We start from the raw sequence: 26,840 nt of genomic DNA on the forward strand, positions 1-26,840 counted from the left end.
ATGATCGACGCCGGAGGCGGTGGTCTGTCGCGGGGTGGCGCTGTCGGCGCTGGAGGCGGTGGTCCGGCGCGGGGGTGGCGCTCAGGTGGGCGGGGCGCCGGGCGGGATGAAGGGAAGAGCCTCGGGTGCGCCGGTCTCGATGAGACGCCAGAGGGCGTCGGTGTCGAGGTGCTCCTCGACGAGGTCGCCGAGCAGGTCGAGCGAGCGTTCCCGGGCGGCGGCGAAGCTGGTGGCCGGCGCGACCCGGAAGCCGGTACGCCCGGCCAGCCGCGCCGCCTCGGTGAGGAACCAGCGGCGGAACCCGTCGGACTCGAACGCGCCGTGCCAGTGCGTGCCGTGCACCGCGCCGAGCACCGCTCCCTCGCCCGCGCCGTCGGCCCCGGTCAGCAGCGGGGGCAGGTCCGGGTCGGACTGCGAGACGTACCCGTGGTGGATCTCGTAGCCGCGGACCGTCACGTCGCCGGGGCCGGCGCCCACCGACTGCCGGACGGTCTTGCGGGGATCGAAGGTGATCTCGATGGGCAGCAGACCGAGCCCGGCTACACTGCCCTGCCGACTCTCGACCGGGTCGTGGATGGCTCGGCCGAGCATCTGGAACCCGCCGCAGAGGCCGAGCAGCGGCTTGCCGGCTGCCGCGTGGGCGGCGACCGCGTCGGCGAGGCCGGTCTCGCGTAGCCAGGCCAGGTCCGCGACGGTCGACTTCGAGCCGGGCAGGACGATCACATCGGCGGAGGCCAGTTCGGCCGGCTCGACGGTGAGACGCACGCGGACACCCGGCTCGGTGGCGAGCGCCTCCACGTCGGTGGCGTTGCTGATGCGAGGCAGCCGGACGACGGCCACGTCCAGCCATTCGGTGCCGTGTGGGGCGGCGGGACGGCCGAGTATCCGGCCGTAGGCGAGGGAGTCCTCCGCGTCCAGCCACAGGTCGAGCGACCACGGCAGCACCCCGTACGTGGGACGGCCGGTCACGCGACGCAGCATGTCCAGCCCCGGCTGGAGCAGGCCGAGGTCCCCCCGGAACTTGTTGATCACGAAGCCGGCGACGAGAGCCTGGTCGGCCGGGTCGAGCAGGGCCACCGTGCCGAACATCGACGCGAAGACGCCGCCCCGGTCGATGTCGCCGACCACGATGGCGGGCAGGTTGGCGTGCCGGGCGAGCCCCATGTTGACGTAGTCCCCGGCCCGCAGGTTGATCTCCGCCGGACTGCCCGCGCCCTCGCAGATCACCACGTCGTACGCGGCGCGCAGCTCAGCCAACGCCGCGTACGCGGTCTCGGCGAGCCGGGGTCGCAGCTGCCGGAAGGTGCCGGCGGTGATCGTGTCGACCGCTTCGCCGAGGAGCACCACCTGACTGGCGAGGTCACTGCCCGGCTTGAGCAGCACCGGGTTGAAGCGCAGGTCGGGTGCGAGCCCGCACGCCGCGGCCTGCATGGCCTGGGCGCGGCCGATCTCCCCACCCCGCCCGTCCGGCCCGACCACGACGGCCGAGTTGTTCGACATGTTCTGCGCCTTGAACGGCGCCACTTTCACGCCCCGCCGGTGCAGCCAGCGGCAGATGCCGGCGGTGAGCACGCTCTTGCCGGCGTCCGAGGTGGTGCCGGCGACCAGCAGCCCGCCGCTCATCGCCCGCTCCCCCACCCCGTGACGCCGCCGACCCGACCCGGCTCCGACCGGACGGCCGGCGGGCCGCCTGCCCACCGGCCCCGCGAAAACGCCTCCCGGCTCAGCACCGGGCCGGTGCCCCGACCCGTCGCGGCGCGCAGGCCCTGCCGCGCGACCGCGCCGGCGAGGCGACCGACGGTCAGCGGGTAGGCGGCGGCCAGCCCGAGGGCTGCCAGGCCGACAGCGCCGGAGATGCGCGCGGCCCGCTTGAGGTGTCGCGCCTCGGGACGGGGGCCGTCGCCCAGGAACGGGCGGACCTCGGAGCGCCCGAAGTACCTGTTGCGGCCACCGAGGCGGACGCCGAGCGCGCCGGCCATCGCCGCCTCGCACTGGCCAGCGTTGGGGCTCGGGTGGTCGTTGCGGTCCCGCCGCCACACCCGCCAGGCGCGCTCCCGGTCGCCGTGCGCCACCGGAGCGACGGCGATGGTGAGGAGCCCGGTCAGCCGGGACGGCACGAGGTTGAGCAGGTCGTCCAGCCGGGCGGAGGGGGTGCCGAACCGCGCGTAGCGCTCCGACCGGTGCCCGACCATCGCGTCCAGAGTGTTCGCGGCGCGGTAACCCAGCAAACCGGGTAGGCCGGCGACCGCGCCCCAGAGCAGCGGGGCGACCACCGCGTCGGAGGTGTTCTCCGCGACCGACTCGACGGTGGCGCGGGCCAACTCCGACTCGTCCAGGGTCGACGGGTCCCGCCCGCAGAGGTTGCCGAGGCGTTCCCGCGCGGCGGGCAGGTCGCCGTCGCGCAGCGTCCGACCCATGATCGCGGCCTCGCGCCGCAGGGTACGGCCGCCCAGCACGGTCCAGGTGCCGGCGGCGACGAGGACCGCGCGGCTCACCGGCCGGTGCCGGGTGGCCAGCGCGGCGGCCACCCCGAGCGCCACGGGCCCGCCGACCGCCAATGCCGTGAACACCGCCCCGGCGGTCCGGTCCGGGCGGTGCAGGCGACGCTCCAGAGCGCCGGCCACCTGGCCGAACCCGGCGACCGGGTGCCACCGGCGGGGGTCGCCGAGCAACCGGTCCAGGGCGTAACCGGCCACCAGGCCCACCGCGTTCGCCACCGGTGCTGTCCGTCGCACGCTCACCACCCCCGGCCGGCCAGCCTAGACGAGCACCGCATCAGCCAGCCGCGCCTGCCGTACTCCACCGAAGTCTCCTCCACCCGCTCTGCTCACGCGGGGTGACGACGCGAGCCGCGCCGCCACCCCGCCCCCGTCGTGCCCCCGGCGCGTACGGCGTCGGGACCTCACACGGCCGCGCTGCCGCCCCGGGACCCGACACTCATGCCGGCTGCGGCACCCGGCCTCGGCCCCGCCGGCCCCGACCGGACGACGGGACATCCGGCTGACCCTCGTCGGGTACCGGCCCCAACTCGTCGTCGGGGTCGTCCTCCGGGTCGGCGTCGTCCGCCGCCGCCGCGAGGGTGCGGCCGTCGTCGTCCAGGGCGACGTCGAGCGGGCCGTGGCCCAGAGGGCTGGTACGCGGTGCGGCGTACTCGGGCAGCTCGAAGTCGTCGTCGAGCGGGCCGTCGTCGGGCAGCGCCGGGGCCTCCTCGGCGGGTACCGGCTCGGTGGGCTCGCCGTGCACGCGGCTCTCGGTGGCGGCGTCCTCGACGATGCTGGTGGTCATGGTCGGCCGGTTACGCAGGAAGCGGGCGCGTCCCCGGGAGAGGTCGTGGCCGACGGCGACCGCCTCCAGCTCGTAGAGGGTGCGGTGGGTGCCGGCCTCGTCGATCCAGTCGCGGGTGTAGAGCCGACCGCAGACCACCACCGGGTCGCCGACCATCACCGACGCGGCGACGCCCTCGGCGAGCTTGCGCCAGCAGTTGACGCGGACACGCAGCGAATTCCCGTCGACCCAACGGCCGCTGTCGCGGTCGAGGCGGCGTGCTGTGGAGGCGACCTTGAAATTGGCCACCAGCGTGTTGCTCTCCTTGGTCCGGCGCCACTCGGGCGCCGTCAGAATATTGCCGACAATCGTGACGTACGTGTCGAACATCGTCCCTCCAGGGGATCGGGGATGTGCCAGCGCGAGTCGACTCGGCATCGAGCCTGTGCGATGTCGACGGCCACCGCCAGCGCCGCCACCCGGACCTGTGGACAACGGGCCACCTGTGGACAACGCCCTGATCAAGCCCCTGCTGTAGTACGGCCGACCCACCCGAACGGCCAAGGGCGGTTCCGGAGCCGACCGAACTGGGTATGGATTTGATCAACGCACCACCGACAAGCTCCACGTCGACGAGAGGTCAGCACCATGACGATCACTACTTTCGGCTCCGCGACCGTTTCCGAGGTGCGGCGATGAGCGCCGTAACGAACCCGGCGACCGTGGGCGAGTGCCTGCGGGTCGGCGCGGGGTTCTCGCAGGGCGACCGCAACTGGATCGCCGAGCAGTTCGCCACCCTCGACGCCCGGCTGGCCGGTTTCCACGCCGACGCCACCGAGCTGGAGGTGTCGGTGAAGGACCGGGAGGCGCGGGGTCAGAAGGTCACGCTGGAGTGCTGGATCGCCGGCCGGCAGAAGATCGTCACCACCTCCACCGAGGAGGACCTGCACGCCGCCCTCAACGACGTCCGCGACGACCTGCGTCGCAAGCTCAACGACGCCAAGACCAAGCAGGAGCCGCGCAACAACAAGCACCTGCGCGACATCCCGCAGCCCCAGGGCGAGATCGACCCGATCGACGAGGACCCGGCCCGCGCCGACGCGGAAACGGTCTGACCCACGACCCGCCCGCCGCGCCCGCCCCCGCCCCGCGATCTTGCACTTTCGGACGCCGATATGCGGCTTTCCAGTGGTTATGCCGCAACAGAAAGTGCAAGATCGCGGGCAGGGGCGGGGCCGGCGCGGGCGAGGGCGGGCGCGGGCGAGTAGGCCGGGCAGGGCGAGAGCGCGAGGCGGGGCGGGGCGGGGCTACCGCTGGGTAGGCAGGGCGGCGTAGCGTCGCGGTTGTGGAACCGGACGTGTTGGGGCTGCCCTACGAGCGGCGGACGATCGACCTGGGCGCCGACGACGAAGGTCCCGTTGTCGCGACCCTGGTCCGGCGGCGGGCCGAGCGGCCCACCGGGCGGGCGGTGCTCTACGTGCACGGGTTCGTCGACTACTTCTTCCAGACCCACCTGGCCGACTTCTTCGCCGAGCGTGGTTGGGACTTCTACGCGCTCGACCTGCGCAAGTACGGTCGTAGTCTGCTCGCGCACCAGACGCCGAACTTCTGCCGCGACATCAGCGACTACTTTCCCGAGCTGGACGCCGCCGCCGACATCATCCGCGGCGAGGACGAGCACGACACCCTGCTGGTGATGGGCCACTCCACCGGCGGCCTGATCATCTCGCTCTGGGCCGACGCCCGCCGCGACGCCGGCATCGTCGACGGCCTGGTCCTGAACAGCCCTTTCTTCGACCTCAACGCTCCCTGGGTGGTCCGTCGACCCCTCGCGGCCGCCGTCGCCCGGCTGGGCCGCAGGGCGCCGCACCGCGTGCTGCCGCTGGGCCTGGGCACGGTGTACGGCGAGAGCCTGCACGCCGACCACCGCGGCGAGTGGACCTATGACCTGGCCTGGAAGCCGCTGGCCGGGTTCCCGGTGCGGGCCGGCTGGCTGAACGCGATCCGCACCGGCCAGCGTCGGCTGCGCGCCGGCCTGGACATCCCGGTGCCGGTGCTGCTGGCCTGCTCGACCCGCTCCTTCCGGGGCAAGAAGTGGCACGACAACGCCACCCTGGCCGACGCGGTGCTGGACGTCGGGCACATGGTGAAGTACGCGCCCCGCCTCGGCCAGCACGTGACCCTGGCCCGCTTCGACGGCGGGTTGCACGACCTCACGCTCTCCGGCCCGGTCGTACGGGCGAAGGTCTTCGACGAGGTCGGTCGCTGGGCCGAGGCGTTCCTGGCCGCCGGCCCCACCGCCCCGGCCGACGACGATGCCGACACCGACGCGCCCACGCTGCCGCAGAGCCGCCGCCCGTCGACCGACACCGCCGAGGCAACAGCGGTCGGCGACTGATCCGACCCAGCTCGGACGACCGCCCGCGCCCAAGCTGTGGTCAGCGACCTGTCCGCCGGCCCGAACGAGCTGACCGCCCCGGGGCGACGGCGCTCAGCGACCGAGCAGCCTCGGAAACGTCGGCGCGCTCGTGCGACTGATCCGTCCCGCTCGGCGGGCCAGCAGCGCCGAAGGAAGGTGGGCGGTGACTGAGCGGTCGAGCCGGGTTCAGGCGTCGCCGCGCGCGGCCGAGAGGACCGCGCCGATCCGGTCGAAGGTCGCCACCGGGTGCCCGCCGACGCCGGGCAGCACCAGGCCGAGGCAGTACAGCGACACGTCGCCCGTGGCGTCGGCCTGCACGACGAAGACGGGCGCACCCACGTACCCCGGTGGTAGTTCCGTGGTGATCCGCACGTCGTCCCCGTCGCGGACCACGCGCTCGATCGCCACCTCCAGGGGGCGGGAGCCGTCTTCGCGTACCCCATGGGCCAGCACGAAAGCGGAACTGGCGTCGGCGCCGAGGTCGGCGACGGCCTCGGGCCCGGCGGCGATCTCCGCCGGTACCGGCTGCACGCGCCACCGCCAGCCGCCGTCGCCGGCGTAGCGGTGCAGGCCAGCGGTCGGCAGTACCGCGACCCCGTCACCCGGAAAGCTGGACCAACCGGGCACGATCTCGCCCTGGGCGACAGCGTCCGGCGCGACGCCCGCCGGCTCGGTGACGCTCGTCCGCAGGCCCAGCTCACCGCCGGCCGCGCCGACGAGGTCGGCCGCCGTCAGCAGCGCCTCCCCCACCGGGTCGTCGCCGCCCTGAAAGAAGAAGGCGGTGCCGTAGGCGTCGGCCGCCCGGTAGGGCAGGATCGCCCGACCGACGACCTGGCACAGCTCATAGGCGACGCTGCTCTCGGCGTCGGGGTCCAGCAACACCAGCCGAGGGTACGGGGAGACGACCGGCCTCCTCGCGGGAACCCGGATGCCGACCGGAGCCGCCTCGTGAGACTCTGCACGGCAACGTGGAGGCGGCACCCATCGACCCGACACGCGGTGGGTCGGCGGTACCCTTCTGGCGCGACTTCCACGCCGCGCGCCCGTAGCTCAGCGGATAGAGCAGGGGACTTCTAATCCCAAGGCCGCAGGTTCGAATCCTGCCGGGCGCACAGGTAGTTCCGGCCATGCCGGACGCTGGCGCGGCGGTCACGTCATCCGCGTTGGCCCCAACGACCGAGGCGACCGCTCCGTCTTCTGGGTAGCACACCACGACGCGTGACACCCGAGAAATGCATCTACACATCTCCGCGCGACGGGCAACTAGCAGGGAAACAGGTTGCGGAGGCCAGGCCATCAGGAGCCACCGTTCTCCTCATCTTCGGAAGTCTTCACCAAGCTCACTGCCTGCCTGTGGAGATACCGAGATGGTTCAGCCCCTGCCCGATGGTTGGGTGCGTCGTCAACCGTTCGACCAATCCGAAGGGTGTTGCTCAGTAGCGCCAGGCCGACTATCGTTACTCGGCAATATTTGCCAGAGCGCCCAACGCATTCCTGAGGATACTGATGGAAGTTTTTATTAGCTGGTCGGGATCGAGAAGCAACCAGTTGGCCCGGTCTCTTCGTGATTGGCTGCCGGAAGTTATCCAGCAGGTGACCCCGTGGATGTCCACTGAAGACATAGCCAAAGGCCAACGCTGGCTAGCCGAAGTTGGCGCGAGGTTGCAAAAGGGAAGCCAGGGAATAATCTGCGTTACCGCCGAGAACGTCAGCTCTCCATGGCTCAACTTCGAGGCGGGCGCTCTGGCCAAATCTCTCACCGAAGCTCGGGTCCGCCCAGTGCTTCTCAACGTCAAACCAGCCGATGTCACTGGGCCTATCGCCCAGTTTCAGGCCACCATGGCCACCGATAGCGAAGATATGCTCAGGCTTGTCTCGTCCATAAACGAGACATGCTCCGCACCGCTCAGCACCACTCGGCTTCAGAAGGCGTTCGATCGCAGCTGGGCCGATTTCTCGAATGCTGTAGGCGCAATATCCAAGAGCCCAGAGTCGCAGGTCGCCCCGGAGGTGCGCGACACTGGTGACGTGCTGCGAGAAGTTCTTGAAGGAGTGCGGGAACTACTGAGAGTTCGCCCGCAGGACGGCTATTCGGTCGTTCTGATGAGCTACGGAAAGAACGGGATCATTCAGGCAATCAAAGCAGTTCGCCAGACGACCGGAATCGGCCTCAAAGAGGCCAAAGACTTGGTTGAGTCAGCTCCGGCGACTGTTCTACAGAACATCAGCCGCGAAGAGGCAGGACGTGTGGCGGCCATTCTAGAAGCCGAAGGCTGCACAGTTGACATCCGGTGATTCATCCGTCGTCCAGGCGCGCCCGCCCCCACCGGAAGAGGTGTTTCCCGGCCGCCAGGCGGGACGATCGATGTCGGGGTTGCTCCAGGGGCCCGGATCCGCGCCTACGTCGATGCCGTCGCGGAACGCTGCACGATCCCCTTCAACCGGGCCGACGAGGTATCAGCGGCAGCAGCGCAACTAGCGGCCGATCATGGGCTTGTCTGCTACGACCCGCAACGGGAACACCTGCGCCCCACTGCCGCTCACCAAACCTGACCCTGCGCCTGGGTCCGCTGATAGCGTCGCCGCGTGTCGATGTTCCGAACTCCTCAGGTGATTCTCTTCAGCGAGGACGTCCCTCGCGCCGCCGAGTTCTACGGCGGTCTCGGCTTCACCGAGACCTTCCGGGTGCCGACCGAGGGCGAGCCGATCCACATCGACCTGACGCTCGACGGCTACAAGATCGGTATCGCCTCGGTCGCCTCCACGCGCGAGGACCACGGACTCGATCCCGTGCCGCAGGGTCAGCGGGCGGCGGTGATCCTCTGGACCGACGACACCGCCGGCGCGTACGCGGCCCTCACGGCGAACGGCGCCCCCGCCCTGGCCGCACCGCACCGCTGGCTCGACCGCCTGCTGATCGCGTGGACAGCCGACCCGGACGGCAATCCGATCCAGATCGTCCAGCAGCTCTGACGACTCCATTCGTCTACGGCGCAGGCCGTAGCGGCTACTCGTAGAAGCAGCCGGCGCGCAGGGCGTCCGCGAGGAGTTGCCAGGTCGGTTGCGCCGGGAGAGGTTGGCCGGCACGCCTCTGCAGGCGGCTTCGGTCCTGTAGGAACGCCGCGCACGCCTCCAGGTAGCGGTCTGTGGTCATGTTCTCGACCGCGTCTGGATCGCGAGCGACATCATCAGCTAGCCACCGCAGCCAGGTGACCAGGTCGTCCAGGCTGTCGACCCGCTTCAGCGGACGGTTGTCGTCCTCGGTCATTGCCGCCTCATCAGATGCATCGGACGGCCTTACGTGATCGTGAAGAGCTGCTTGAGCCGGGCCTGGATCAGCGGTAGACCGGCGGTGGAGACGTCGTAGTGGCCCGCCCCTTCCAGGACGGCGAGGTTGACGTCGTTGTCGTTGATCAGCATCTTGTTGACGACGTTCCAGGTGACCGTGGCGGGGCTGGTGATGTCGTCGGTCCCGTACAGCCAGAGGATCGAGCCCGGCAGCGTCGCGTTCTCCAACCTGCCCTGGTTCTCCGCGTAGAACCGCCTGTTCTCGGGCAACGAGTTCGGTGTGTCGCCACGGATGCCGGGATAGGTGGTCAGCCGGTTCGCCGGGGACGCGGCCAGGTAGTTCTGGATGTCCTGCTTGACCAGGCGGTTGAGGTCGTCCAGGCAGGTGCGCCAGTTCTCGCGGTAGAACTTCAGCATGTTCGGGCCGTAGATGACGGTCGGGTCGATGTCGTAGCCGGCGTAGCGTTCGGTCCTGGTGAAGTAGATCGTTTCCGCGTTGGCGAAGACGAGCTGTTCGATCTGGTGTTCCGTCGGCGGGAGACCGGAGCGCGCGGCCCGCTCGATGTCGTTCCACAGGACCCGGTTCATGGCGGGCACGTCCGGTACCGGGGCGAGGGTGATGGTGCCGCGGTACTCCAGGTCGGGATCCGCCATGGCGGCCCGGCCGGAGTAGTACGCCGCGGCCAGGGCGGCGAAGCCGCCTTCCGACCATCCGGCCGGCACCCACTGACCCGACAGCCGGTCGCCGAGGAGTCGCTGCGCGGCCACCGCCGCGTAGACCATCGAATTTCCCTCGCTGGCCAGGTTGTAGTAGCCGTGCCCCTCCGGAACACCGTCGGCCACCGGGCCGAGTCCTTCGTAGTCCGGGGCGACCACGGCGATGTTCATTTTCAGGATGGCCGCCAACAGGGCGGCGTTCGGTCCGTCGGCCCACTTGCCGTGCTCCTGGAGTTGCACGCTGGGTGCGCACTCCGGGGCCCACCCGACGGTGCCGTGCCCCCAGACCACGAGTGGCCACCCGCCGGCCGGGGGTGCCTGCGTGGGCAGGAACAGCATCGCGGTGGCGTTGATCTGGTCTCCCCGAATGCCGGGCATGCGGTAGACGATGAGTTCGCCGTCGGCCACGTCGGCGATCACCGAGGGGACGTTGCGCAGGGGTGTGGGGGCACCGACCACGTCCCCGTCGGAGGCCACCTCGACGGTGCTGGTCGGACCGCCGTCGGCACCCCACGCCGGCGTGGCGGCGTTCAGCAGCCCGGCCAGCAGAAGCACCACCGCGACCCCGGGCCGGAAGCGGCCCCGGCGGGCGCGTTGTGCGATGGGGTAGCTGATCATCGTGCCCCCGTCGTGGTGAGAGAGCGGTGCCGTCGGGCGTGACGGGGACCCGGATCGGAGCGCCAGGTCGGCGTGGCAGACCGCGCGATCTCGCCAGCACGCCTTCGTACCTTTTCAGGTGTCTTTCCCACCCGTGGCAGGAAGCGAGGATCCTCCGGATCCGGTGCCTACCGAATGAGAATAAGCAGGTGCGGGCGGTGGGGCGGGGGTTTTCCTGGGCTGGCCCCGAGCGTCATGACGAATCGACCCCCGGCGTGGCCGCACCGACGAATCTCGCGCGATGTGCTGGTCTGTAGGCGATAGCGGCTTACGGAAGACTGGCACGATGCGGAAACTGACCTTCGGTATGAGCGTGAGCCTGGACGGCTACGTCGCCGCGCCCGGTGACGACCTCGGGTGGGGTGTGCCGAGCGACGAGCTGTTCCAGTTCTGGTCCGACCGGGTGGCGGCGACCGGCACGGCGCTGTACGGGCGCAGACTGTGGGAGGCGATGAGTTCCCACTGGCCGACCGCCGACCAGCAGCCGGGTGCCACACCGGCATCGATCGAGTTCTCCGGCCGCTGGCGGGACATGCCGAAAGTGGTCTTCTCCTCGACGATCGACACGGTCGACTGGAACGCCCGCCTGCACACCGGCGACGCGGTCGCTGAGATCACCCGACTCAAGGACGGGGACGGCGGTCCGCTGGACATCGCCGGCGCCACTCTCGCGGCGACGGCGATGCGAGAGGGGCTGATCGACGAGTACGTGCTGGTCACCCACCCGGTCCTGATCGGCGGCGGCAAACCGTTCTTCACCGCCCTCGACAAGTGGGTGAACCTGAGCCTGGTGGAGACCCGGACGTTCCCTGGCGGCGTGCTCCTGACCAGGTACGAGGTCAAACGCTGAGAACGCAACTCCCGCATCATGATGACCGTGGAAGAGCCCTTCGTGCTGCGATCGCTCGGATCGAGCAGCCAATGGACACTGCATCCCCCAACCGATCCGCACGGCGACGGCTACGTGTGGGTGGTGCGAGCACAGATATCCGACGACGGCGTGACGGCAGAGACCACTGCCACGCTGGCGGGTCGCTGGGCGCCCGAGAACGAAGGTCTTGGTTGGTTCTTCCAGTCTCTGGCGGATGACTGGCGAGGCTGGCGAGGCGGACGGACGTGGCGCTCGCTCGAAGGTGCGATGGAGATTGATGCCCACCACGACGGGAGCGGCCACGTAGCAATCGGCGTGTTGTTGAGGCGGGCCCGGCAGGCATATACCGACGATGCGTGGTCAGCCCGCGTTGTCTTCACGATAGAGGCGGGCGAGGAGATGACCAGTTTGGCGGCCGACGTCCGGGGCCTGCTCGCCGTGCCTTCTGACGAGGATGTGTGATCCTGCCGGGATGGATATCTGGGATCACGACGGCAAGCCATACGAGGTCAACTCGTACTACAACCGGCCCGACGACGCATGGCAGTACGAGCTGGTGGGACTGGCCGGAACACCCGGAACCGGGCCGTACCTCATCGTCAGGATCCCCGACGCGACGCCGAACGATGGGCTGTTCTCACCACGTCCAGCGAGCGACGTGGTGTTCAGGACCGGCGGCAAGATCGCTTTCACCTGCCGACGAACGTCAGGATGGCGTCACGAGGCCGTCGGTACGGGTCGCGCGGCTTGAGGTCCGGGTCGGAGAACTTGGACCGGCAACGAGTTCCGTCAGAAGAGATGCCAGCCGTTGGCGTTCCACCCTCAGTTCCGACCATGCCGAGTCAGGCAGCCGCAGCACGTTGGCGAGCAGGTCGCCCGGGTAGTAGTCACCTTCGGCCAGCGGATCGCTGAGCAGAACGTGTACCGCACGGGGCAGCAGGGCGGGCACAGCGATCTCCTGCCCGAGCATGATCCGCAGGTCTTCGGCCGTGAACTCAGCCAACGGTTTACGCCGCAACTCGCTGCAGCGCGTGATGAGGAACGTGGCATCCGGACCGGGATCCGGCCACCTGTCCCGCTCAAGCTCCTCGATCGTCGTCACGGCGGTCAGGGTAGTCCGCGCGCCACACAGCAGGTCTGCTGCCTGTGACGTTCGCTCGGCAGGGATTGCCCCCGGTCAGTTGGCAAAATGGCGTTGCCCGCGTGTACGTTCTCCCGGCCGCCCCACAGGTGGTGACGTGGCAGCCGATCGGGAGACTTCTGTGGGTGTTCTCTACGACTACTTCCGAGCTTCGGACGACGAGGCCGTCGCAAAGCTGATGGCCGTCACCGATGGCGGCCCGGTGGTGTGCGCGGGAGATTCGCCCGTCGAGGATGCTGTGGACGGCAAAGGGATCGATCCGCCCGTCGTCCTCGGCCAGGTCGTCTCGTTCGCCCTCGACGTGCCATGGGAACCCAACCTTGTCGGGGAACGGCTCATCTGGCCGGACGGTGCTGCTGAGGACCGTGAGTACGAAGGACCGTGGGTCGTCGTGTTGAGCGATCGCACCCGGGACGTGCTTGCGGAAATCCCGGATGACCAGTTGCCGGGCCTGGCTGAGCGGTAGTCACACATCGAGGAGCTGTCCCAATACAGCGACACGGGACCTGAGGCCATGCTGTCGCGCTTGCGGGAGTTCGTTGGACTGGCCCGCCGAGCGCGCACAAACGGGGAACACATCTACTGCTGGATCTGCCTCTAGTTGCCAGCCGTCCGAGATACAGCCCCGCAGCCGGCCAAGGCGCAAGATGGACCCATCCGGTTGCTGGTGCTTGGCGGAACCTGGTTCGTGGGGCATGCCGTCGTTACGACTGCTATCAGTGCCGGCTGGGAGGTGACGACTTTCAACCGCGGTACCTCAGATCCCTTCCTGGAAGCCGTGCGGAACATCAGAGGCGACCGGACCCGTCATGCGGACGTCGTTGCTCTGGCGACCGCCGGGCCTTGGGATGCCGTTGTCGACACCTCGGGCTACGTGCCAAGGAACGTCCTCGACGTCGCTCACGCGCTCGCCCCCGTTGCCCATCGCTACGTATTCGTGTCGACGCTCAGCGTCTATCGAGACTGGCCGGTCAAGCCGCTGAGCGAGCAATCTGAGGTGCTTTACTGCCCACCGGACGCCTGCCCCGACTACGGCACGGACACCGAGGACGGACCGACCCGCTACGGCTATCAGAAAGCCGGCTGCGAGACAGCCGCACTCGCTGCGTTCGGAGCGGACCGAGCCACAATCCTGCGGGCTGGTGTCGTGCTCGGCCCGCGTGAATACGTCGGCCGCCTGCCCTGGTGGCTAGGCCGCGTGGCCGTTGGCGGCGAGGTGCTAGCGCCAGGCTCGCCCAACCGGACAGTTCAGCCGATCGACGTACGCGACCTGGCCGCGTTCGCGCTGCGCAGCATCACCGACGACTTGATTGGCACGTTCAACATCTGCGCACCGGTGGGTAACGCGACCTTTGGCGAACTACTGGCGGACTGCGCCCACTCGACAAGGAGCGATGCCTCATTCACCTGGATTCCTGACGACTTTCTGCTCGCTCAGGGCGTCCGGCAGTGGTCCGAGCTGCCGCTCTGGCGCACCTTCGACGGCGTGTGGAACGTCGACACCGCTGCCGCACAGACCGCCGGCCTCCGCACCCGACCTCTCGAATTGACCGTGCGGGACACCTGGCGGTGGTTGGTCGACAGCGAGGACACCGGCAACCACGAGCGGGCCGCCGAAATCGGGATCAGCCGAGAGAAGGAAGCACAGGTGTTGGCCGCCTGGCACCGCTCACACGACCGGTCGAGCTGACGGCCGAGCGCTCGCACCGCGCTGAAGATGACGACGGGCTACAAGCCTTGATGCCAGTGCTGCGCACGTAGACCTCCCGCTTGTCGGTGGCCGTGCCCTTCGCGTCGAGGACGTAGCCGGTCAACCACACCCACCCGTGGTATGCGTCGACCGCGCCGATCGACACGAGCCGTACGCGGAGCACGCGGTCTCCGCTGAACTGCACCGAACACGCCGCACCGATCAGCACGACATCACCCGCCTTGAACGCGGTCACGGCACCCACCCGAGGAAGCGGAGCCGAAGGGCCTCCGGTGGCGCCCAGCTCATGTCCTGGCGGGCAGAGGCGAAGCACATGCCCAGGTAGAGCTTCAGCGCGCACGAAGCTTCCGCGTACTCGCCCCGCAGTTCCTCTCGTCGCGCGACGCACGGCCAGGGCCGGTCGCACGTCTCGCAGAGCCAGAGCGGCAGGGTCGGCCCGTGCCGCGTCATTGGTCCTCGCCCGGCCAGAGGCCCCGATTGATGGGGATGCGGTGGCGAGAGTGGCAGGGCAGCTCCACACCACAGCGGCACACGTAACGCCAACGTTCCCAACTCCAGGCCGGACGGTGACGGCGGGCGAGCGTCAGTGCCGTCGACAGCAGATAGTCATCGAAATTGACCCTTCGCATCCGGCCTCCTACCGACTGTCAACCTCTCTGCCGTCACCACAGCGCTGTACGTATGTGTACGTCCATAGACGTACTGGAGGTCTAGACGTCCATGGACGTGCCCTAAGTTGCGTTCATGATCGATCCGCTGTCTCCGACGCCGATGTACGTGCAGCTCGCAGACGTGATCGCCAAACGGATCGAGACCGGCGAGCTGCCACCGAAGCGACCGATCCCCAGCGAGTCCACGCTTCAGCAGGAGTACGGCGTCGCCCGCGGCACGGTCCGGGCGGCAGTGCGCCTGCTGCGCGAGCGCGGACTGGTCATGACCGTGCCGCAGCGCGGGACCTACGTGAGCGACAAGTAGTCGGAACGGGTGTCTACGGGCGACCCGGCCCGCGGCGTTAATAGGGCGTGACGTTCGAGGAATACGCGTTCGCCCGCACCTCGGCGCTGGTGCGGCTCGCGCGGCTGCTGACCGGCGACGAGCATCGGGCCGAGGACCTGGTTCAGGATGTCCTGGCCCGGGCGTACGCCCGCTGGGGGCGTATCTCGCGGACGGATCAGCCGGATGCCTACGTCCGGCGCATGCTCGTCAACACCCACCACTCGTGGTGGCGTCGTCGTAGCAGCCGGGAGGTCACCGTCGCCGCCGTACTCGATCGGGCGGGTGACGTGGACGAGGCCGCCGGCGTCGCCGAGCGCGACGCGCTGTGGCGGCTCGTGTCCGACCTGCCGGCGCGTCAGCGCACCGTGATCGTCCTGCGCTACTACGAGGATCTCGACGACATGACGATCGCCGGGATCCTCGCCTGCTCGACCGGCACGGTACGCACCCACGCGAAGCGCGCCCTGACGACGCTGCGCAGACGGCAGGAAGCACCAACCCCCGCACGGGCAGGAGACCTCTGATGGTCAGCGACCTCGATCGGCGGCTCGCCGCCACGCTCGCGCATCGCGCCGGTGGCGACATCGATCCGACGCCCATCGTCGAGCACGCCCGCCAGAACGGCCGTCGTCTGCGGCGACGTCGCCGTGGGCTGCTCGCCGCGAGCGCGGCGGCGGCGTGTGTGGCCCTCGCCGCGGTGGGCCTGACCATCCCCAGCGCCGACGACCCGATACCGCCAGCCACAACGCTCCTGCTGCCGGAGGCAACCGTGCAGAACGGGCTGGCCGTCGGCGCCGACCCCACCACCGTGCACTTCTCGGCGGACGCGCTGGTCGGTGGTGCCGAATACGCGACGTGGCGGGCGGGGCGCGGCTCCGAGAGCGTCGAGTTCCGGGGCCCGGACGGCGCGGCGCGTTTCGCGCTGGCGCGCAGCGTCGCGGCGCTGGACGCGTTGCCGCAGACCCTGTCCTCGTCCGGCCGGCCGCAGCCCCGGACCGACGTACGGGTCGGCGACCGGCCAGGGGTCGCCTGGTTCGATCCGTCCGGCGACCAGAAGCTGTGGTTCGTCCGCTGGCAGCCCGCCGACGGGCTCTGGGCGCAGTTGGACACGTACGCGCCCACCAGCGACGAGGCCATCGCCACGGCGGGCCGGGTGCGGTTCGACGGTGCCCGCCGCTGTGTGGTGCCGTTCCGCCTGGAGTCGCTGCCGGCCGGCGCACGGCTGCTCGAATGCTCGGTCACCCTCGGCCGGTCGGAGAAGGCCGCCTTCGTCGAGGGTTCGCTCGTCGTCGGCGACGACGCCGGCCGCTGGCTGACGGTCCGGGCGCAGCCCGCTCCGGGCCAGCAGGTCAGGTCCGCCGACCTCGTCGCGGGCCCGTACCGGGCCCGTCGCCAGGGCAGCGACGTCCTGGAGATGACCGTCGAACCCTGCTTCGTCGAGGCGTTCCGCAAGGGCTGGGGAAACGGTTACACCGAGGCGGACGGCCTGGCGATCCTCGGCGGGTACCGGCCGACTGGCGACCTGGCCCGCCCCGACACCTGGCGGTAAGGCCAACCAGGCCGCACCGGAAGACGGTGCCGGTCCGTCGTGGCGGTGCCATATGCTGCGCGCGTTCGACACGGGGGCACGGGGAGAAACACATGCGACGGTACGGCTGGGCGGCGCTCACGGCTGCGTTCCTCACGTTGGTGCTAACGGGCTGCGGCACGCCGGCCGGCACGGATGGTGACCTGGCCGACGACTGGCGGCCGATGGCGGCGGCGCAGCAGTTCGTCCCGAAGGCCGACGAGTGTCACCCCACCGCCGAAACCACGTCGTACCTGAGCAGCTACTCCCCCGTCGACTGCGCGACGACCCACAAGGTGGAAACCTTCCACGTCGGCACCTTCACCGGCGCTCTGGCCACCCGCACCGCGCCACCCAAGACGGAGTCGGCGACGTTGCGGTCGACCTTCGCCGACTGCGACAAGCGCGCGAAGCAGTTCGTGGGCGGCGACTGGCGCGACGCCCGACTCTCGGTGCAGGTCACGGTGGCGTCGCCGGCCGCCTGGTCGGGTGGCGCGCGCTGGTACCGGTGCGACATCTTCGAGCTGGACGAGGTCAACGGCCCGAACGGCGAGAGCGACGCGGCGATCCAGCGGGGCGGATCGCTGCGCAACGCCCTGGCCAGCCGCTCCCCGCTGCACTACGGGTGCATGAACGAGGACAAGTGGCACATGCTGCGGCCGGTCGCCTGCACCGCCGGACATCAGTTCGAGTACGCCGGCACCTGGATGGCGCCGGATCGCTCCTGGTTTGACTCGACCCGGGACGAGGACTCCATCCACGCCGCCTGCCGCAAGGTCATCGCCCGGTACGCGAAATTGCCGGTGGACGGCGACCTGATCTACCGCACCGGCACCTCGTACCGCTTTCCGAACCGCTCGCTGTGGGAGCGCGGTGATCGCGGCGTGCGCTGCTACTACTGGTCCGGCGGCACCAACGTCAAGCGTTCGATCGCCGGCGGCGGCAAGAAGGCGCTGCCGATCCAGTACCAGTAAGGCGGCTCAGCTCGGCCCCAGCAGCGCCGCCAGCGCGGCGTCGCCCTGCCCGAGCTGCGACCCGCCGGGCGGTGCCACCACCAGGAAGCGCCGGCAGGCGTCGAGTTCGACGTACCACTCCGGCCCGTTGTCGTCGACGGCCCGGAGCACCGCGAAGCGGGACGCCGGGGTCGCGCAGTCGGCCGCCGGTCGCGTGCCGGCCAACGCCCGCAGCACGGCCGCCTGCCGCTCGGGCGGCAGCGGCCGGCCGTACACGAAGTCACCGGCCGGTTTGCCGCCACCGCGCTCGGACGGGGGCACCTGGTAGACGCAGAGCCGCAGCGGCCCGGTCTTCGGCGCGGTGCCGGGCGCGACGCGGGCGGGACCACCGATGGTGGCCTCTACCCACACCATGTCCGCCCACCGCTGCGCGCATCCGGCGGCCTCGGCCGCCGCAGATTCGACAACTCCGAGGGTACGGCTGTCGACGGTGGTCAACCGCAGCCCGTCCAGCGCCGCGCGGACCTCCGGGCGCGGCTTGCCGCAGACATCCATCGGCAGGTACGGGCGCAACCAGCGGCCCCGGTCGTCGAGCAGCGCCAGCCAGGGCGGGACGAGCATGTCGGCGGTGCAGGCGACCTCCCCGCGGCCGCGTGTCTCGTCGGCCAGGCCCAGGGCGGCGACCACTTCACCGATGTCGTCGGCGCGGCGCTCGGTGGCCACCTGCTCCCGTCCACCAGCGGCCCCCGGCACGATTTGTCGCCCGCAGAGCACGGCGGCGACCGGCGTGAACGCCGGGTCGATCCGGCCGACACGCGGCTCGACCCCGGCCGGCGGCGACGTCGCCGATCCTGGGGGTACGGGCAGCACGACGCCCGCCTGCGGGGCGATCTCGGCGCAGGAGGTCCACTTCTCGGCGATCTCGGCCGGGCCGGGGCCCTTCGGCGTGTCGACCGGTCTGGCGCAGCCGGTCAGTACCAGGCCGCACAACCCCAGACCGAGCAGCGTCCCCACCAGTTTCGTTCCGCCCGGGCGCATCCCGCTCACCACCTCTCCACCGCCGGATGAGACGGCCGGGCGGCCGGCGGGGTTCCCGCGTGACGCCGCCAACCACGGGTGACACCGCCCGCCGCCGTCGGAGCTTCCCTCGGCAGAATGGGCGGATGGCACATCTGGGACTGGTCGCGCTGCTCGTGAACGAGTACGACGAGGCGATCGACTTCTACGTCGGCGGGCTCGGCTTCGAGTTGGTGGAGGACACGCCTCGCCCGGACGGCTCACGCTGGGTGGTCGTCCGACCTCCCGGGGCTCGGGAGACGGCCCTGCTGCTGGCTCGGGCGGGCAACGCCGAACAACGGGCACGGGTGGGCGACCAGACCGGCGGCCGGGTCGGCCTGTTCCTGCACACCGAGGACTTCGCCGCAGCTCACGCCCGGATGGTCGGGGCCGGCGTGCGGTTCCTCGAGGAGCCGCGGCACGAGGCGTACGGGTCGGTGGCGGTCTTCGTCGACCTCTACGGCAACCGCTGGGACCTGATCCAACCCCGCAGCGCAGAGTGACGACAAGGCGACACCACGCGCACGGTGGGTGAACGCTCACCGTCCGCCATGCTATTCTCCGATGTCGATCTCCGCCGCGCGGACCCGGGACCGGGTCGTTGTCGGAAGGACACCTCCCGATGCCGGCGACTGCCGCCCCGACCGTGCCACCGCCCACCCTGGACAATCCTGCCGGCGGGGCGTTCAGTTTCATCTTCACCACCCTGCCGGCCCTGCTGCGGCTGACGTGCGGGCTGGTCGGCGCCGCCGTGGCGCTGTCGGTGCGTACCCCGCCGGTGGACGCGGCCCTGCTGCTGCCCGGCGTGGCCGCGCTGACCGGGTGGTCGCTCTGGTACGCGGTCCGCGCGCTGCGCCACGGGATCACGCCAGCGCTGGTCGCCGGTGACGTCGCGATCACCGCAGTGGCCTGCCTGCTCATCCCCCGCCTGGTGGCGCCCGAGGTGTTGCCCGGCGAGGGCAGTTGGATCGCGGTGCTCGCCAGCACCACGGTTATCAACGCGCAGGCCACCGCCAAGGTCCGCTGGTCGATCCCGGCCGGACTGCTGGTGACCGCGGCCTACGTGACGGGCGCGCAGGCGGCCGGCGATGTCACCGAGGCCCGCGCACACGCCGCCACCCTGCTCGTGCAGACGGCCTGCACCGCGATGATGACGGGGGTGATGCGCCGCCGGATCGGCCGGGCCGACGACGCGTTCGCCGAGCACCAGCGGCTGACCCGGGAGGCGCTGGTCGCCCGGACCGCCCGGGAGGCGGAGCGCCAGCAGAACCGGGACCTGCACGACACGGTGCTCGGCACCCTGACCATGGTGGGGCTGGGCGCGGTACCCGGCCCGTCGGCCACGTTCCGTGAGCGGTGCGCCGCCGACCTGCGTACCCTCGTCGCGTTGACCGACCGCGGCCCGACGCCCGGCGACGGCCCGGTGCCGCTCGACGAGCGGCTGCGCACGGTGCCCGACCGGCTGCCCGAGCTGCCGGTGAGCCTGCAGCTGACCGCCTGCGCGGTGCCCGCCGGGGTGGCCGACGCGATCACCGAGAGTGCCTACGCGGCGCTGTCCAACGTGGTCCGGCACGCCCCGGGCGCGCGGACCACACTGCGGCTGAGCCGCGACGCGGTCGCCATCGTGGCCGAGGTGGTCGACGACGGCCCCGGCTTCGACCCGGCCACCGTCCCCGCGCACCGGTACGGTCTGCGCGAGTCGATCCAGGGGCGGATGGCGGCGGTCGGCGGGCGGGCCGAGGTGTGTTCCGCGCCCGGCGCCGGCACCCGGATTCGACTGGAGTGGCCCGGTGGCGGCTGACCTCGGCGCGACGGCGGACCGCGCCGGCATTCGTGCCCTACCGGTGCCTCGACCCGGCCCGGTCGACGGGCCCGAGCAGTCGGTGCTCGCCGCGCCCGCCGCCGTGGCCCAGGCCTCCGACCGGGGTGCCCGGATCGTCGCCGTCGCCATCGCGCTGGCCTGGCACGTCGCGATCGGACTGCCGGCGGTGCTGGCGACCCGCGCGCAGTTCTCCGCACCGACGGTCGTGCTCGGCGGCTGGGTGCTGGTCGCCGTGACCGGGGCGGTGGCCGGCGTCCGGCTGCTGCGCGGCACGCCACTGCCGCCGTGGCCGCTCGCCGGGGTGCTGGTCGCCGTCGACGCGGCGGTCTTCGCGGCGGTCGGCGAACCACACCTGTTCACCGCCGCCAACTGGGTGTGGGGCACGCTCGGCTGGTTCTTCGTGCTCGCCATGTGGGGGCGGCGGGTCGGCGGTCTCGTCGCGCTGCTGACCACACACGCGATGATCGCGCTCGCCGCCGTCCTCGCGTACGCGCCGAGCGCGGCCGACCTGGCCCGCTACACGATGTACGTCTACGGCACGTTCACGCTGCCGGTGGCGGTCTTCGCCGGCAGCGCGGTGATCGTCGGCCTGGCCCGGGACCGGGCCGTCGCAGCCGCGGCGATGCACACGATCGCCGCCGAACGGGCCGCCGCCGAGCAGGGCCGGCAGGAACGTCGTGACCGGCTCGCCCTGGTGGGCGCGGCCGCCGGGCGGGTGCTCGGCGAGCTGGCCGCCGGGGAGGCGGACCCGGCCGACCCGGAGGTGCAGAGCCGGTGCGTACTGGCCGCGGCCCGGCTGCGTCGCCTGATCGCCGAATCCGACGACGTGCCCGACCCGCTCCTGCACGAGCTACGGGCCGCCGTGGACCTGGCCGAACGCAACGGGTTGCCGATCGACCTGGTCGCCATCGGCAACCCGCCGCCGCTGCCGGTGGAGATCCGTCGCCGGCTGGCCGACCCGCTCACCAGCCTGCTCGCCGACGCCCGGGGGTGGGCCCGCCTGACCGTGGTGTCCGGCCCGGACGAGGTGGTGGTCAGCCTCGTCACGCCGGACCGGGAGGGGCCGGACGCGACCGGCCCGCCCACCGAACACCAGGACGGGCCGGTGCAGCACCTTTACGAACGGGACGGGGACATCAGATGGGCGCAGACCCGGTGGTCGGGATGACCGGTGACCGGCCGGTCGGGGTGGCGATCGTCGACGACCATCCGGTGGTCGTCGACGGGGTACGCGCCTGGCTCGCCAGCGAACCGCGACTGACCGTGCTGGCCACCGGGGACGACCCGGACGAGGTACTGCGCGCCGCGCCGGACGCCGACGTCGTCCTGCTCGATCTGCGGCTGCACGGCCGGATGGCGCTGGACAAGCTGGCCGAGTTGAGCGCCACCGGGCGGCGGGTGGTGGTCTACTCGGAGCACACCGACCCGGAGACCATGCTCGCCGCGTTGGACGCCGGGGCGGTGGCGTTCCTGGCCAAGCACGAGGGCCGCGAACACTGCGTGGCGACCGTGCTGGCCGCGGCGAGTGACCGCCCGTACGTGCCTCCGGCGCTGGCCGGCGCGATGGTCGGCGACCCGAGACCGGACCGACCGGCACTGTCCGACAAGGAGCGGGAGGCCCTGCTGCTCTGGTTCCAGTCGATGTCCAAGGCGTCGGTGGCGCGTCGGATGCAGATCAGCGAGCACACCGTGAAGCAGTACGTTGACCGCGCGCGGATCAAGTACACCCGGGCGGGGCGACCGGCAGCCACAAAGGCGGCGCTGCTCGCCCGTGCGATCGAGGACGGCCTCGTCCGCCCGGAGGAGATCGGCATCTACCGGTCACAGGCGACGCACGACCGGCCGACCCCCTAACGGGCGTCATGACAGTGGCCGACGGATCGGCGAAGCTCAACGCACAGCCAGTTCACCGGGAGGTCGTGACGATGCAGGCCGACGCGTCCCCCTTCTTCATCGGCCCGCACCGGTTCGACGCGCCGGACGACGACGCCGGCCCCACCCTCGACCGGCGGTACGACATGCGCCCGCTGCCCGGCGAGAAGGTGCTCGGGCGGCACCGGCTGCTCGTGGCGGGCTACCTGCTCGGGCCGACGGAGACACGATGTGCCTGGCAGCTCCCCGGGCCCGTCTCGGTGACCGTCACCGACCAGCGGATCTGCTGGGTGGGCACCGGCTCGCAGCTCTCGCTGGTCGCCGACGACGCTCCCCGGCCCCGGCCGACCGGCCGCGTGACCGGCCTGATGACCGGCCAGATCCGCTGGCAGTGGCCGTCCCGGCTGGAGCTGCCCGCCGAGCCGCCACAACTGATGATCGTCTGCGACGCGTTGCGGACGATCCAGCAGCCGGCGCTGGCCCTGGGTGGGTCACCGGGTGAGGTCGTCGCGCTGGCCCAGCAGGTCCGCCGGGCGGTGGCCATGTTCCGCCTGACCCGCCCGCAACTGGTGGACCTCTCCGCCCAGGAGCGCGACGTCCTGCTGCTGCGGGCCGGCCCCGCGCTGCTCGCCGGGGACACCCGGATCACCCTGCCCGGCTCGCTGCCGGTGGAGTTCCGCTCCCGCGACGACTACTACCGCTCGGGGCCGGAACCCAGCTCCTGGGACGGCTTCGCCGACGGCACGTCCGGGCGTAACTGACGCGAACGCCGGCCGTCCTCAGAGGCTGGGGGCGCGCTCCTCCCCTTCGGCGTCCAGCGCGGCAGCCTCCTGTGGCGTCGGCGCGCTCCCACCGAGGTGCGCCGGCAGCCACCAGGTGTCCTCCGGGCCGGCCGGCGCGTCCGGGTACTCGCGTTGGGCCCGCTCCACGAGCGCGCTCAGCCGGGTGGTCAACTCGGCGGCCAGCACGTTCGGGTCCGGAAAGTCCGCCGGCAGGATCGGCTCGCCGATGAGGATCGTGATGGGCGTGTGCCGGCGGGTGAGGGTGCGGGGACGGCCCTTGGTCCAGAGTCGCTGGGTGCCCCACAGCGCGACCGGCAGCACCGGCACCTTCGCCGAACGGGCCATCCGGACGGTGCCGCTCTTGAGTTCCTTGACGGTGAACGACCGGCTGATCGTGGCCTCGGGGAAGACGCCCACCACCTCCCCGCGCTTGAGCGCGTCGACGGCCGTACGGAACGAGGCCGCGCCCGCCTGCCGGTCCACCGGGATGTGGCGCATGCCGCGCATCAGCGGACCGGAGATCCGGTGCGCGAACACCGACTGCTTGGCCATGAACCGGACGAGCCGACCGGAGGCGTTCGCGCCCAACCCGGCGAAGATGAAGTCGAGGTAGCTGACGTGGTTGCTGGCCAGCACCGCCCCGCCCGTGCGGGGTACGTGGTGGGCGCCCTCGATGGTGATCTTCAGGTCGAGGACCCGGAACAACGTCTTGGCAGCGGCGATAACGGGCGGGTACACGAGCTCCGGCATCCGCAGAATCTACCGTGCCCGGCTGGGGATCGCCTGGGTGGCGGCCCGGCGGCGACGCGGGTGGCGCGCCTGGGTGGCGGCCCGGCGGCGACGCGGGTGGCGCGCCGCCGCCGGTGTGCCGGGCGCGGCTCAGTCGGAGAGACTGTGCAGATCGAGCCGACCTCGGGCGAAGGCGTCCACCCGCCCCCAACGGCCCGGAATGTCCAGGACTTCGATCCGGCCCATCCCGACCGGGAGACGCGGCTCGACCGCCAGGTGCCCGTCGTGCGGTTCGAGACCGAGCATCGTGCGCAACAGCAGCAGCGGCGTACCCGTCGACCAGGCCTGCGGACTGCATGCCGTGGGGTACTCGACCGGGAACTTGGTCAGCTCCCGCGGGTAGCCGCCGAACGCCTCCGGTAGCCGCCCGTCGAAGTAGGTGGCCGCGTCGAGGATGCCGTTGGCGATGGTGGCGGCCTCCTCGGCGAACCCGTAGCGACGCAGGCCCCAGGCGATGAACGAGTTGTCGAACGGCCAGATCGTGCCGTTGTGGTAGCCGATCGGGTTGTACCGGGCCTCCCCCTCGGCGAGCGTGCGCACCCCCCAGCCGGAGAACAGTCGCGGCCCGACCAGGTGCGCCGCCAGCTTTTCGGCCCGCGCCGGATCGACGATCCCGCTCCACAGCAGGTGACCGATGTTGGAGCTGAGGATGTCGCACTGGCGACCGTCCGGGTCCAGGGCCAGCGCGTAGTACTCGCCGTCGGCCACCCACCAGTCCCGGTTGAACCGCTCCTTCAGCTCCGCCGCCTCCCGCTCCAACTGGTCGGCGAACTCCGGGTCGTCCCAGAACTGACGGGCCATCCGCGCCGCGCGGACCTTCGCGTCGTACGCGTACCCCTGCACCTCGCAGGTGGCCCGGGGAAACGGCGGCAGGGTGCCGTCGGAGTAGGAGATCGAATCCCAGGAATCCTTCCAGCACTGGTTCTCCAGGCCGGTCTCGGTGTTGCGGCGCTCGTACCAGATGTAGCCGTTGCCGACCAGGTCGGCGTAACTGTCGATCCACTTGAGCGCGGCCCGGGACTCCTGCTCCAACTCCTTGACCAGCGCCACGTCCCCGCTCCACCGCTCGTACTCGTCGAGCAGCACGAGGAACAGCGGAGTCGCGTCCACCGAGCCGTAGTACGGCGAGTGTGGCTGCTCCTCGAAGGCGGCGGTCTCGCCGTACCGCATCTCGTGCAGGATCCGTCCCGGGTCCTCGTCCCGGAAGTCGTCGAACCGGCTGCCCTGGAGGGACGCGAGGATGCGCAGCGTCGTCTTCGACAACTGCGGCGTGAACGGCAGCGTCTGGAGGCAGGTGAGGATGCTGTCCCGGCCGAACATGGTCATGAACCAGGGCAGACCGGCCGCGGGCAGGGTCGCGCCCCCGAGCGACAGCGGCGAGAAGCGCAGCGCGGCGAGGTCGATCAGGCTGCGCCGGTAGGTGCTGGCAACCCGTCCGTACTGACTGTTGACCTTCGGCGCGTCCGCGATCCACTGCTCCAGGTCGTGTTGCAGGGCCAGCCGCTCGCCGCCGTGCACGCGCAGACCCATCCGCAGGTCCCGGTCCCCTGGGCCGACCGCGCGCGTCTGCACGTCGATCTGCGCCTCCCACTGCTCATTCGGTTCCAGGCGGACGGTGTACGCGAAACCCCGGTTGTCGTAGCGCGGCGACATCGACGAGGAGATGATCGTTTCGCGCCGGAAGTTGCCCCGGCGGTAGCCCAGGCGCAGCTTGTCGGCCTCGACCTCGGTATAGATCTCGCCCTTCTTGTTCAGGATCTCGTCCTTGACCTGGAACAGGTCGGCGAAGTCGGCCGCGGCGTCCATCCGGATCTCCAGATCGACCGCCTTCTCGTCGTGGTTGAGGATGGTGAGCCGCTCGCAGAAGCTGCCGCCGACCGCGCGCTCGCGGATGATCGACAACTTCGCGTCCACGTAGTGGGTGGCCATCCCCGGCACGAGGAAGAACCGGGACTCGAAGTACTGCAGGTCGTCGTACGAGAGCGAGTTGAGGCGTTCACCGTTGACGCTCAACACCCACGTCGACAGGAATCGGGTGTCGAGGGAGAAGAGCCCGGTCGGTTCGCTCGGCGTCGCCTCGATGTCGCCGGTGTCCTCGCAGACGACGAATGTGCTGCCGTCCAGGATCCGGATCGTGTTGCTCTGCCCCATCACCGCACCTCCCCCGCGAATCGGCGACGCGGCCCACGGGCGTCCGGCGACCCGGGGAAGATCCGCTCCACCTGCACCACCAGCCGGGCGTCCCCCGACACCGTCATGTCCCCACGCAACAGCGCCGCCAGGCCGTGCTCACGGCCGGCCGCTATCTCGTCGAACAGCATCGGGCTGGCGCCGATCACCGTGTCGGCCTCGCTGTCCTCCTGGCTCACGTTGAGCCGCCCACGGTCGATTTTCAGCAGCCAGTGCCGGGTCTGTGCCCCCTCGTGCAGGTCGATCCGCAGTGTCCCGGAGGTCTTCGCCAGCAGAGGCTCGTACCCCCGCCGGTCCAGCTCCTCGAAGAACCTCGTGGTCGCGTCCACCATCGGGTCCACTCCTCCCAGTCGGCCGGGCCCCGGCGATCACACCCCGCGCGCCACGCGTCGCGCGATGCACGTCCCCGCACGGGTCCCCCGACCCCAGCAACCCAACCTCGCCCAAATAGGGTGACCGCCCGCACTCCCCCTCCCCTCCTCCCCTCCCCACCCCCTCCACCCCTCCCCTCTGCCCTTCCGCCCCGGTGATCAAGAGGTTCGCGTCACCGTTCTCGGCGTGTCGTGACGCGAACCTCTTGATCACCGGGGCGAGGCGGGCCGAGGGCGGCTGGGGGCGGGCTGAGGGCGGGGAGGGGGGGTGGGGGTGGGGGTGGGGGTGGGGGGTGGGGGGGGGGGGGGGGCGGGGGGGGGGGGGGGGGGGGGGTTGGGGGGGGGGGGGGGGGTTTTGGGTGGGGGGGGGGGGT

General features: G+C 70.9%; 31 protein-coding genes and 1 tRNA gene. 19 read left to right on the forward strand and 13 right to left on the reverse strand.

The features are described from left to right. Positions 1-81: 81 nt before the first annotated feature. The 3 genes from AB0I89_RS30085 to AB0I89_RS30095 all read right to left on the reverse strand — a co-directional run bounded on the left by AB0I89_RS30085 (position 82) and on the right by AB0I89_RS30095 (position 3,654). A complete protein-coding gene (locus AB0I89_RS30085; RefSeq protein WP_357133628.1) occupies positions 82-1,623 on the reverse strand; it encodes a cobyric acid synthase in 1,542 nt (513 codons plus the stop codon). Continuing rightward, positions 1,620-2,735: a cobalamin biosynthesis protein gene (locus tag AB0I89_RS30090; protein WP_357133630.1), complete on the reverse strand. Its 1,116-nt coding sequence runs from the start codon at positions 2,733-2,735 to the stop codon at positions 1,620-1,622. The genes AB0I89_RS30085 and AB0I89_RS30090 overlap by 4 nt, the downstream gene beginning before the upstream one ends. Before the next feature lie 202 nt (positions 2,736-2,937). Next, positions 2,938-3,654 (reverse strand): single-stranded DNA-binding protein, encoded by a 717-nt coding sequence (locus AB0I89_RS30095; RefSeq protein WP_357133632.1) that lies wholly within the window; start codon positions 3,652-3,654, stop codon positions 2,938-2,940. A 305-nt stretch (positions 3,655-3,959) separates the two neighbouring features. On the opposite strand from AB0I89_RS30095, the gene AB0I89_RS30100 reads away from it, so the two are divergent. Together AB0I89_RS30100 and AB0I89_RS30105 are read left to right on the forward strand one after the other, a co-directional pair. Further along, positions 3,960-4,379 (forward strand): HPF/RaiA family ribosome-associated protein, encoded by a 420-nt coding sequence (locus AB0I89_RS30100; protein ID WP_357133634.1) that lies wholly within the window; start codon positions 3,960-3,962, stop codon positions 4,377-4,379. A 230-nt stretch (positions 4,380-4,609) separates the two neighbouring features. Continuing rightward, positions 4,610-5,662, forward strand: a complete 1,053-nt coding sequence (locus tag AB0I89_RS30105; RefSeq protein ID WP_357133636.1) for an alpha/beta hydrolase — start codon at positions 4,610-4,612, stop codon at positions 5,660-5,662. A 207-nt stretch (positions 5,663-5,869) separates the two neighbouring features. Here the strand turns inward: AB0I89_RS30105 and AB0I89_RS30110 are convergent, their stop codons facing one another. Continuing rightward, a complete protein-coding gene (locus AB0I89_RS30110; RefSeq protein WP_357133638.1) occupies positions 5,870-6,565 on the reverse strand; it encodes a hypothetical protein in 696 nt (231 codons plus the stop codon). Between the two features lie 157 nt (positions 6,566-6,722). Here AB0I89_RS30110 and AB0I89_RS30115 point away from each other — a divergent pair. The 3 genes from AB0I89_RS30115 to AB0I89_RS30125 all read left to right on the forward strand — a co-directional run bounded on the left by AB0I89_RS30115 (position 6,723) and on the right by AB0I89_RS30125 (position 8,656). Beyond that, positions 6,723-6,795, forward strand: a tRNA-Arg gene (locus AB0I89_RS30115). A gap of 394 nt (positions 6,796-7,189) precedes the next feature. Then, positions 7,190-7,978 carry a ribosomal protein L7/L12 gene (locus AB0I89_RS30120; protein WP_357133640.1) on the forward strand — a complete coding sequence of 263 codons (789 nt, stop codon included), beginning with the start codon at positions 7,190-7,192 and terminating at the stop codon, positions 7,976-7,978. 297 nt (positions 7,979-8,275) lie between these two features. Next, on the forward strand, positions 8,276-8,656 hold the full coding sequence (locus tag AB0I89_RS30125; protein ID WP_357133695.1) for a VOC family protein: 381 nt from the start codon (positions 8,276-8,278) through the stop codon (positions 8,654-8,656). A 34-nt stretch (positions 8,657-8,690) separates the two neighbouring features. Here AB0I89_RS30125 and AB0I89_RS30130 read toward each other — a convergent pair whose 3' ends face one another. Together AB0I89_RS30130 and AB0I89_RS30135 are read right to left on the reverse strand one after the other, a co-directional pair. Then, positions 8,691-8,951 carry a hypothetical protein gene (locus AB0I89_RS30130; protein ID WP_357133642.1) on the reverse strand — a complete coding sequence of 87 codons (261 nt, stop codon included), beginning with the start codon at positions 8,949-8,951 and terminating at the stop codon, positions 8,691-8,693. 29 nt (positions 8,952-8,980) lie between these two features. Next, entirely contained in the window at positions 8,981-10,306 is a 1,326-nt protein-coding gene (locus AB0I89_RS30135) for a hypothetical protein (RefSeq protein ID WP_357133644.1), read from the reverse strand. Positions 10,307-10,631: 325 nt separating this feature from the next. Between AB0I89_RS30135 and AB0I89_RS30140 the strand changes: the two genes are divergently transcribed. The 3 genes from AB0I89_RS30140 to AB0I89_RS30150 are packed head-to-tail and all read left to right on the forward strand — an operon-like array spanning position 10,632 to position 11,967. Further along, entirely contained in the window at positions 10,632-11,195 is a 564-nt protein-coding gene (locus AB0I89_RS30140; protein WP_357133646.1) for a dihydrofolate reductase family protein, read from the forward strand. Between the two features lie 27 nt (positions 11,196-11,222). Beyond that, entirely contained in the window at positions 11,223-11,678 is a 456-nt protein-coding gene (locus AB0I89_RS30145; protein WP_357133648.1) for a DUF6228 family protein, read from the forward strand. 10 nt (positions 11,679-11,688) lie between these two features. Continuing rightward, entirely contained in the window at positions 11,689-11,967 is a 279-nt protein-coding gene (locus AB0I89_RS30150) for a hypothetical protein (RefSeq protein ID WP_357133650.1), read from the forward strand. Here AB0I89_RS30150 and AB0I89_RS30155 read toward each other — a convergent pair. Further along, entirely contained in the window at positions 11,923-12,318 is a 396-nt protein-coding gene (locus tag AB0I89_RS30155; protein WP_357133652.1) for a contact-dependent growth inhibition system immunity protein, read from the reverse strand. The two genes, AB0I89_RS30150 and AB0I89_RS30155, sit on opposite strands and share 45 nt — an antisense overlap. 136 nt (positions 12,319-12,454) lie before the next feature. On the opposite strand from AB0I89_RS30155, the gene AB0I89_RS30160 reads away from it, so the two are divergent. Both AB0I89_RS30160 and AB0I89_RS30165 read left to right on the forward strand, forming a co-directional pair. Then, entirely contained in the window at positions 12,455-12,823 is a 369-nt protein-coding gene (locus tag AB0I89_RS30160) for a hypothetical protein (protein WP_357133654.1), read from the forward strand. 189 nt (positions 12,824-13,012) lie between these two features. After that, the gene (locus AB0I89_RS30165) at positions 13,013-14,047 is read left to right on the forward strand and encodes an NAD-dependent epimerase/dehydratase family protein (RefSeq protein WP_357133697.1); all 1,035 of its coding nucleotides are present in this window, start codon (positions 13,013-13,015) and stop codon (positions 14,045-14,047) included. Here the strand turns inward: AB0I89_RS30165 and AB0I89_RS30170 are convergent. Further along, entirely contained in the window at positions 13,983-14,303 is a 321-nt protein-coding gene (locus AB0I89_RS30170; protein WP_357133656.1) for a hypothetical protein, read from the reverse strand. The two genes, AB0I89_RS30165 and AB0I89_RS30170, sit on opposite strands and share 65 nt — an antisense overlap. Further along, positions 14,300-14,518, reverse strand: coding sequence for a hypothetical protein (locus AB0I89_RS30175; RefSeq protein ID WP_357133658.1), 219 nt, complete (start codon positions 14,516-14,518; stop codon positions 14,300-14,302). The genes AB0I89_RS30170 and AB0I89_RS30175 overlap by 4 nt, the downstream gene beginning before the upstream one ends. 294 nt (positions 14,519-14,812) lie before the next feature. Between AB0I89_RS30175 and AB0I89_RS30180 the strand changes: the two genes are divergently transcribed. From AB0I89_RS30180 to AB0I89_RS30195, 4 genes are all read left to right on the forward strand, one after another. Further along, positions 14,813-15,043 (forward strand): GntR family transcriptional regulator, encoded by a 231-nt coding sequence (locus AB0I89_RS30180; RefSeq protein WP_357133660.1) that lies wholly within the window; start codon positions 14,813-14,815, stop codon positions 15,041-15,043. A gap of 47 nt (positions 15,044-15,090) precedes the next feature. Continuing rightward, on the forward strand, positions 15,091-15,588 hold the full coding sequence (locus tag AB0I89_RS30185; protein WP_357133662.1) for a SigE family RNA polymerase sigma factor: 498 nt from the start codon (positions 15,091-15,093) through the stop codon (positions 15,586-15,588). Beyond that, positions 15,588-16,613: a hypothetical protein gene (locus tag AB0I89_RS30190; RefSeq protein WP_357133664.1), complete on the forward strand. Its 1,026-nt coding sequence runs from the start codon at positions 15,588-15,590 to the stop codon at positions 16,611-16,613. Before AB0I89_RS30185 ends, AB0I89_RS30190 begins: the two co-directional genes overlap by 1 nt. 92 nt (positions 16,614-16,705) lie before the next feature. Further along, positions 16,706-17,605, forward strand: coding sequence for a septum formation family protein (locus AB0I89_RS30195; RefSeq protein WP_357133666.1), 900 nt, complete (start codon positions 16,706-16,708; stop codon positions 17,603-17,605). Between the two features lie 6 nt (positions 17,606-17,611). Here AB0I89_RS30195 and AB0I89_RS30200 read toward each other — a convergent pair whose 3' ends face one another. Further along, positions 17,612-18,631 (reverse strand): hypothetical protein, encoded by a 1,020-nt coding sequence (locus tag AB0I89_RS30200; protein ID WP_357133668.1) that lies wholly within the window; start codon positions 18,629-18,631, stop codon positions 17,612-17,614. A gap of 116 nt (positions 18,632-18,747) precedes the next feature. On the opposite strand from AB0I89_RS30200, the gene AB0I89_RS30205 reads away from it, so the two are divergent. From AB0I89_RS30205 to AB0I89_RS30225, 5 genes are all read left to right on the forward strand, one after another. Continuing rightward, complete coding sequence (locus AB0I89_RS30205) at positions 18,748-19,143, forward strand: VOC family protein (RefSeq protein ID WP_355052246.1); 396 nt, start codon at positions 18,748-18,750, stop codon at positions 19,141-19,143. 119 nt (positions 19,144-19,262) lie between these two features. Further along, a complete protein-coding gene (locus tag AB0I89_RS30210; RefSeq protein ID WP_357133670.1) occupies positions 19,263-20,441 on the forward strand; it encodes an ATP-binding protein in 1,179 nt (392 codons plus the stop codon). A gap of 43 nt (positions 20,442-20,484) precedes the next feature. Further along, a complete protein-coding gene (locus AB0I89_RS30215) occupies positions 20,485-21,630 on the forward strand; it encodes a hypothetical protein (RefSeq protein WP_357133699.1) in 1,146 nt (381 codons plus the stop codon). Then, a complete protein-coding gene (locus tag AB0I89_RS30220; protein ID WP_357133672.1) occupies positions 21,603-22,316 on the forward strand; it encodes a response regulator transcription factor in 714 nt (237 codons plus the stop codon). Before AB0I89_RS30215 ends, AB0I89_RS30220 begins: the two co-directional genes overlap by 28 nt. 71 nt (positions 22,317-22,387) lie before the next feature. After that, a complete protein-coding gene (locus AB0I89_RS30225; protein ID WP_357133674.1) occupies positions 22,388-23,095 on the forward strand; it encodes a hypothetical protein in 708 nt (235 codons plus the stop codon). Between the two features lie 18 nt (positions 23,096-23,113). Here AB0I89_RS30225 and AB0I89_RS30230 read toward each other — a convergent pair whose 3' ends face one another. The 3 genes from AB0I89_RS30230 to AB0I89_RS30240 form a co-directional block, all read right to left on the reverse strand. Further along, a complete protein-coding gene (locus AB0I89_RS30230) occupies positions 23,114-23,866 on the reverse strand; it encodes a lysophospholipid acyltransferase family protein (RefSeq protein WP_357133676.1) in 753 nt (250 codons plus the stop codon). Between the two features lie 129 nt (positions 23,867-23,995). Continuing rightward, on the reverse strand, positions 23,996-26,056 hold the full coding sequence (locus AB0I89_RS30235) for a glycogen debranching N-terminal domain-containing protein (RefSeq protein WP_357133678.1): 2,061 nt from the start codon (positions 26,054-26,056) through the stop codon (positions 23,996-23,998). Next, positions 26,056-26,427 (reverse strand): SCP2 sterol-binding domain-containing protein, encoded by a 372-nt coding sequence (locus AB0I89_RS30240; RefSeq protein ID WP_355052240.1) that lies wholly within the window; start codon positions 26,425-26,427, stop codon positions 26,056-26,058. The genes AB0I89_RS30235 and AB0I89_RS30240 overlap by 1 nt, the downstream gene beginning before the upstream one ends. Between the last annotated feature and the right edge of the window lie 413 nt (positions 26,428-26,840).

The sequence above is a fragment of the Micromonospora sp. NPDC049801 genome (genome assembly GCF_040656575.1).
Taxonomy (GTDB): domain Bacteria; phylum Actinomycetota; class Actinomycetes; order Mycobacteriales; family Micromonosporaceae; genus Micromonospora.

Coding starts and splice junctions, on each gene's coding strand:
- AB0I89_RS30235 (WP_357133678.1), bottom strand. CDS start 26,056: ATGGGGCAGAGCAACACGATCCGGATCCTGGACGGCAGCACATTCGTC.
- AB0I89_RS30135 (WP_357133644.1), bottom strand. CDS start 10,306: ATGATCAGCTACCCCATCGCACAACGCGCCCGCCGGGGCCGCTTCCGG.
- AB0I89_RS30210 (WP_357133670.1), top strand. CDS start 19,263: ATGCCGGCGACTGCCGCCCCGACCGTGCCACCGCCCACCCTGGACAAT.
- AB0I89_RS30140 (WP_357133646.1), top strand. CDS start 10,632: ATGCGGAAACTGACCTTCGGTATGAGCGTGAGCCTGGACGGCTACGTC.
- AB0I89_RS30205 (WP_355052246.1), top strand. CDS start 18,748: ATGGCACATCTGGGACTGGTCGCGCTGCTCGTGAACGAGTACGACGAG.
- AB0I89_RS30175 (WP_357133658.1), bottom strand. CDS start 14,518: ATGACGCGGCACGGGCCGACCCTGCCGCTCTGGCTCTGCGAGACGTGC.
- AB0I89_RS30130 (WP_357133642.1), bottom strand. CDS start 8,951: ATGACCGAGGACGACAACCGTCCGCTGAAGCGGGTCGACAGCCTGGAC.
- AB0I89_RS30195 (WP_357133666.1), top strand. CDS start 16,706: ATGCGACGGTACGGCTGGGCGGCGCTCACGGCTGCGTTCCTCACGTTG.
- AB0I89_RS30240 (WP_355052240.1), bottom strand. CDS start 26,427: ATGGTGGACGCGACCACGAGGTTCTTCGAGGAGCTGGACCGGCGGGGG.
- AB0I89_RS30220 (WP_357133672.1), top strand. CDS start 21,603: ATGGGCGCAGACCCGGTGGTCGGGATGACCGGTGACCGGCCGGTCGGG.
- AB0I89_RS30120 (WP_357133640.1), top strand. CDS start 7,190: ATGGAAGTTTTTATTAGCTGGTCGGGATCGAGAAGCAACCAGTTGGCC.
- AB0I89_RS30230 (WP_357133676.1), bottom strand. CDS start 23,866: ATGCCGGAGCTCGTGTACCCGCCCGTTATCGCCGCTGCCAAGACGTTG.
- AB0I89_RS30180 (WP_357133660.1), top strand. CDS start 14,813: ATGATCGATCCGCTGTCTCCGACGCCGATGTACGTGCAGCTCGCAGAC.
- AB0I89_RS30150 (WP_357133650.1), top strand. CDS start 11,689: ATGGATATCTGGGATCACGACGGCAAGCCATACGAGGTCAACTCGTAC.
- AB0I89_RS30085 (WP_357133628.1), bottom strand. CDS start 1,623: ATGAGCGGCGGGCTGCTGGTCGCCGGCACCACCTCGGACGCCGGCAAG.
- AB0I89_RS30125 (WP_357133695.1), top strand. CDS start 8,276: ATGTTCCGAACTCCTCAGGTGATTCTCTTCAGCGAGGACGTCCCTCGC.
- AB0I89_RS30095 (WP_357133632.1), bottom strand. CDS start 3,654: ATGTTCGACACGTACGTCACGATTGTCGGCAATATTCTGACGGCGCCC.
- AB0I89_RS30100 (WP_357133634.1), top strand. CDS start 3,960: ATGAGCGCCGTAACGAACCCGGCGACCGTGGGCGAGTGCCTGCGGGTC.
- AB0I89_RS30190 (WP_357133664.1), top strand. CDS start 15,588: ATGGTCAGCGACCTCGATCGGCGGCTCGCCGCCACGCTCGCGCATCGC.
- AB0I89_RS30225 (WP_357133674.1), top strand. CDS start 22,388: ATGCAGGCCGACGCGTCCCCCTTCTTCATCGGCCCGCACCGGTTCGAC.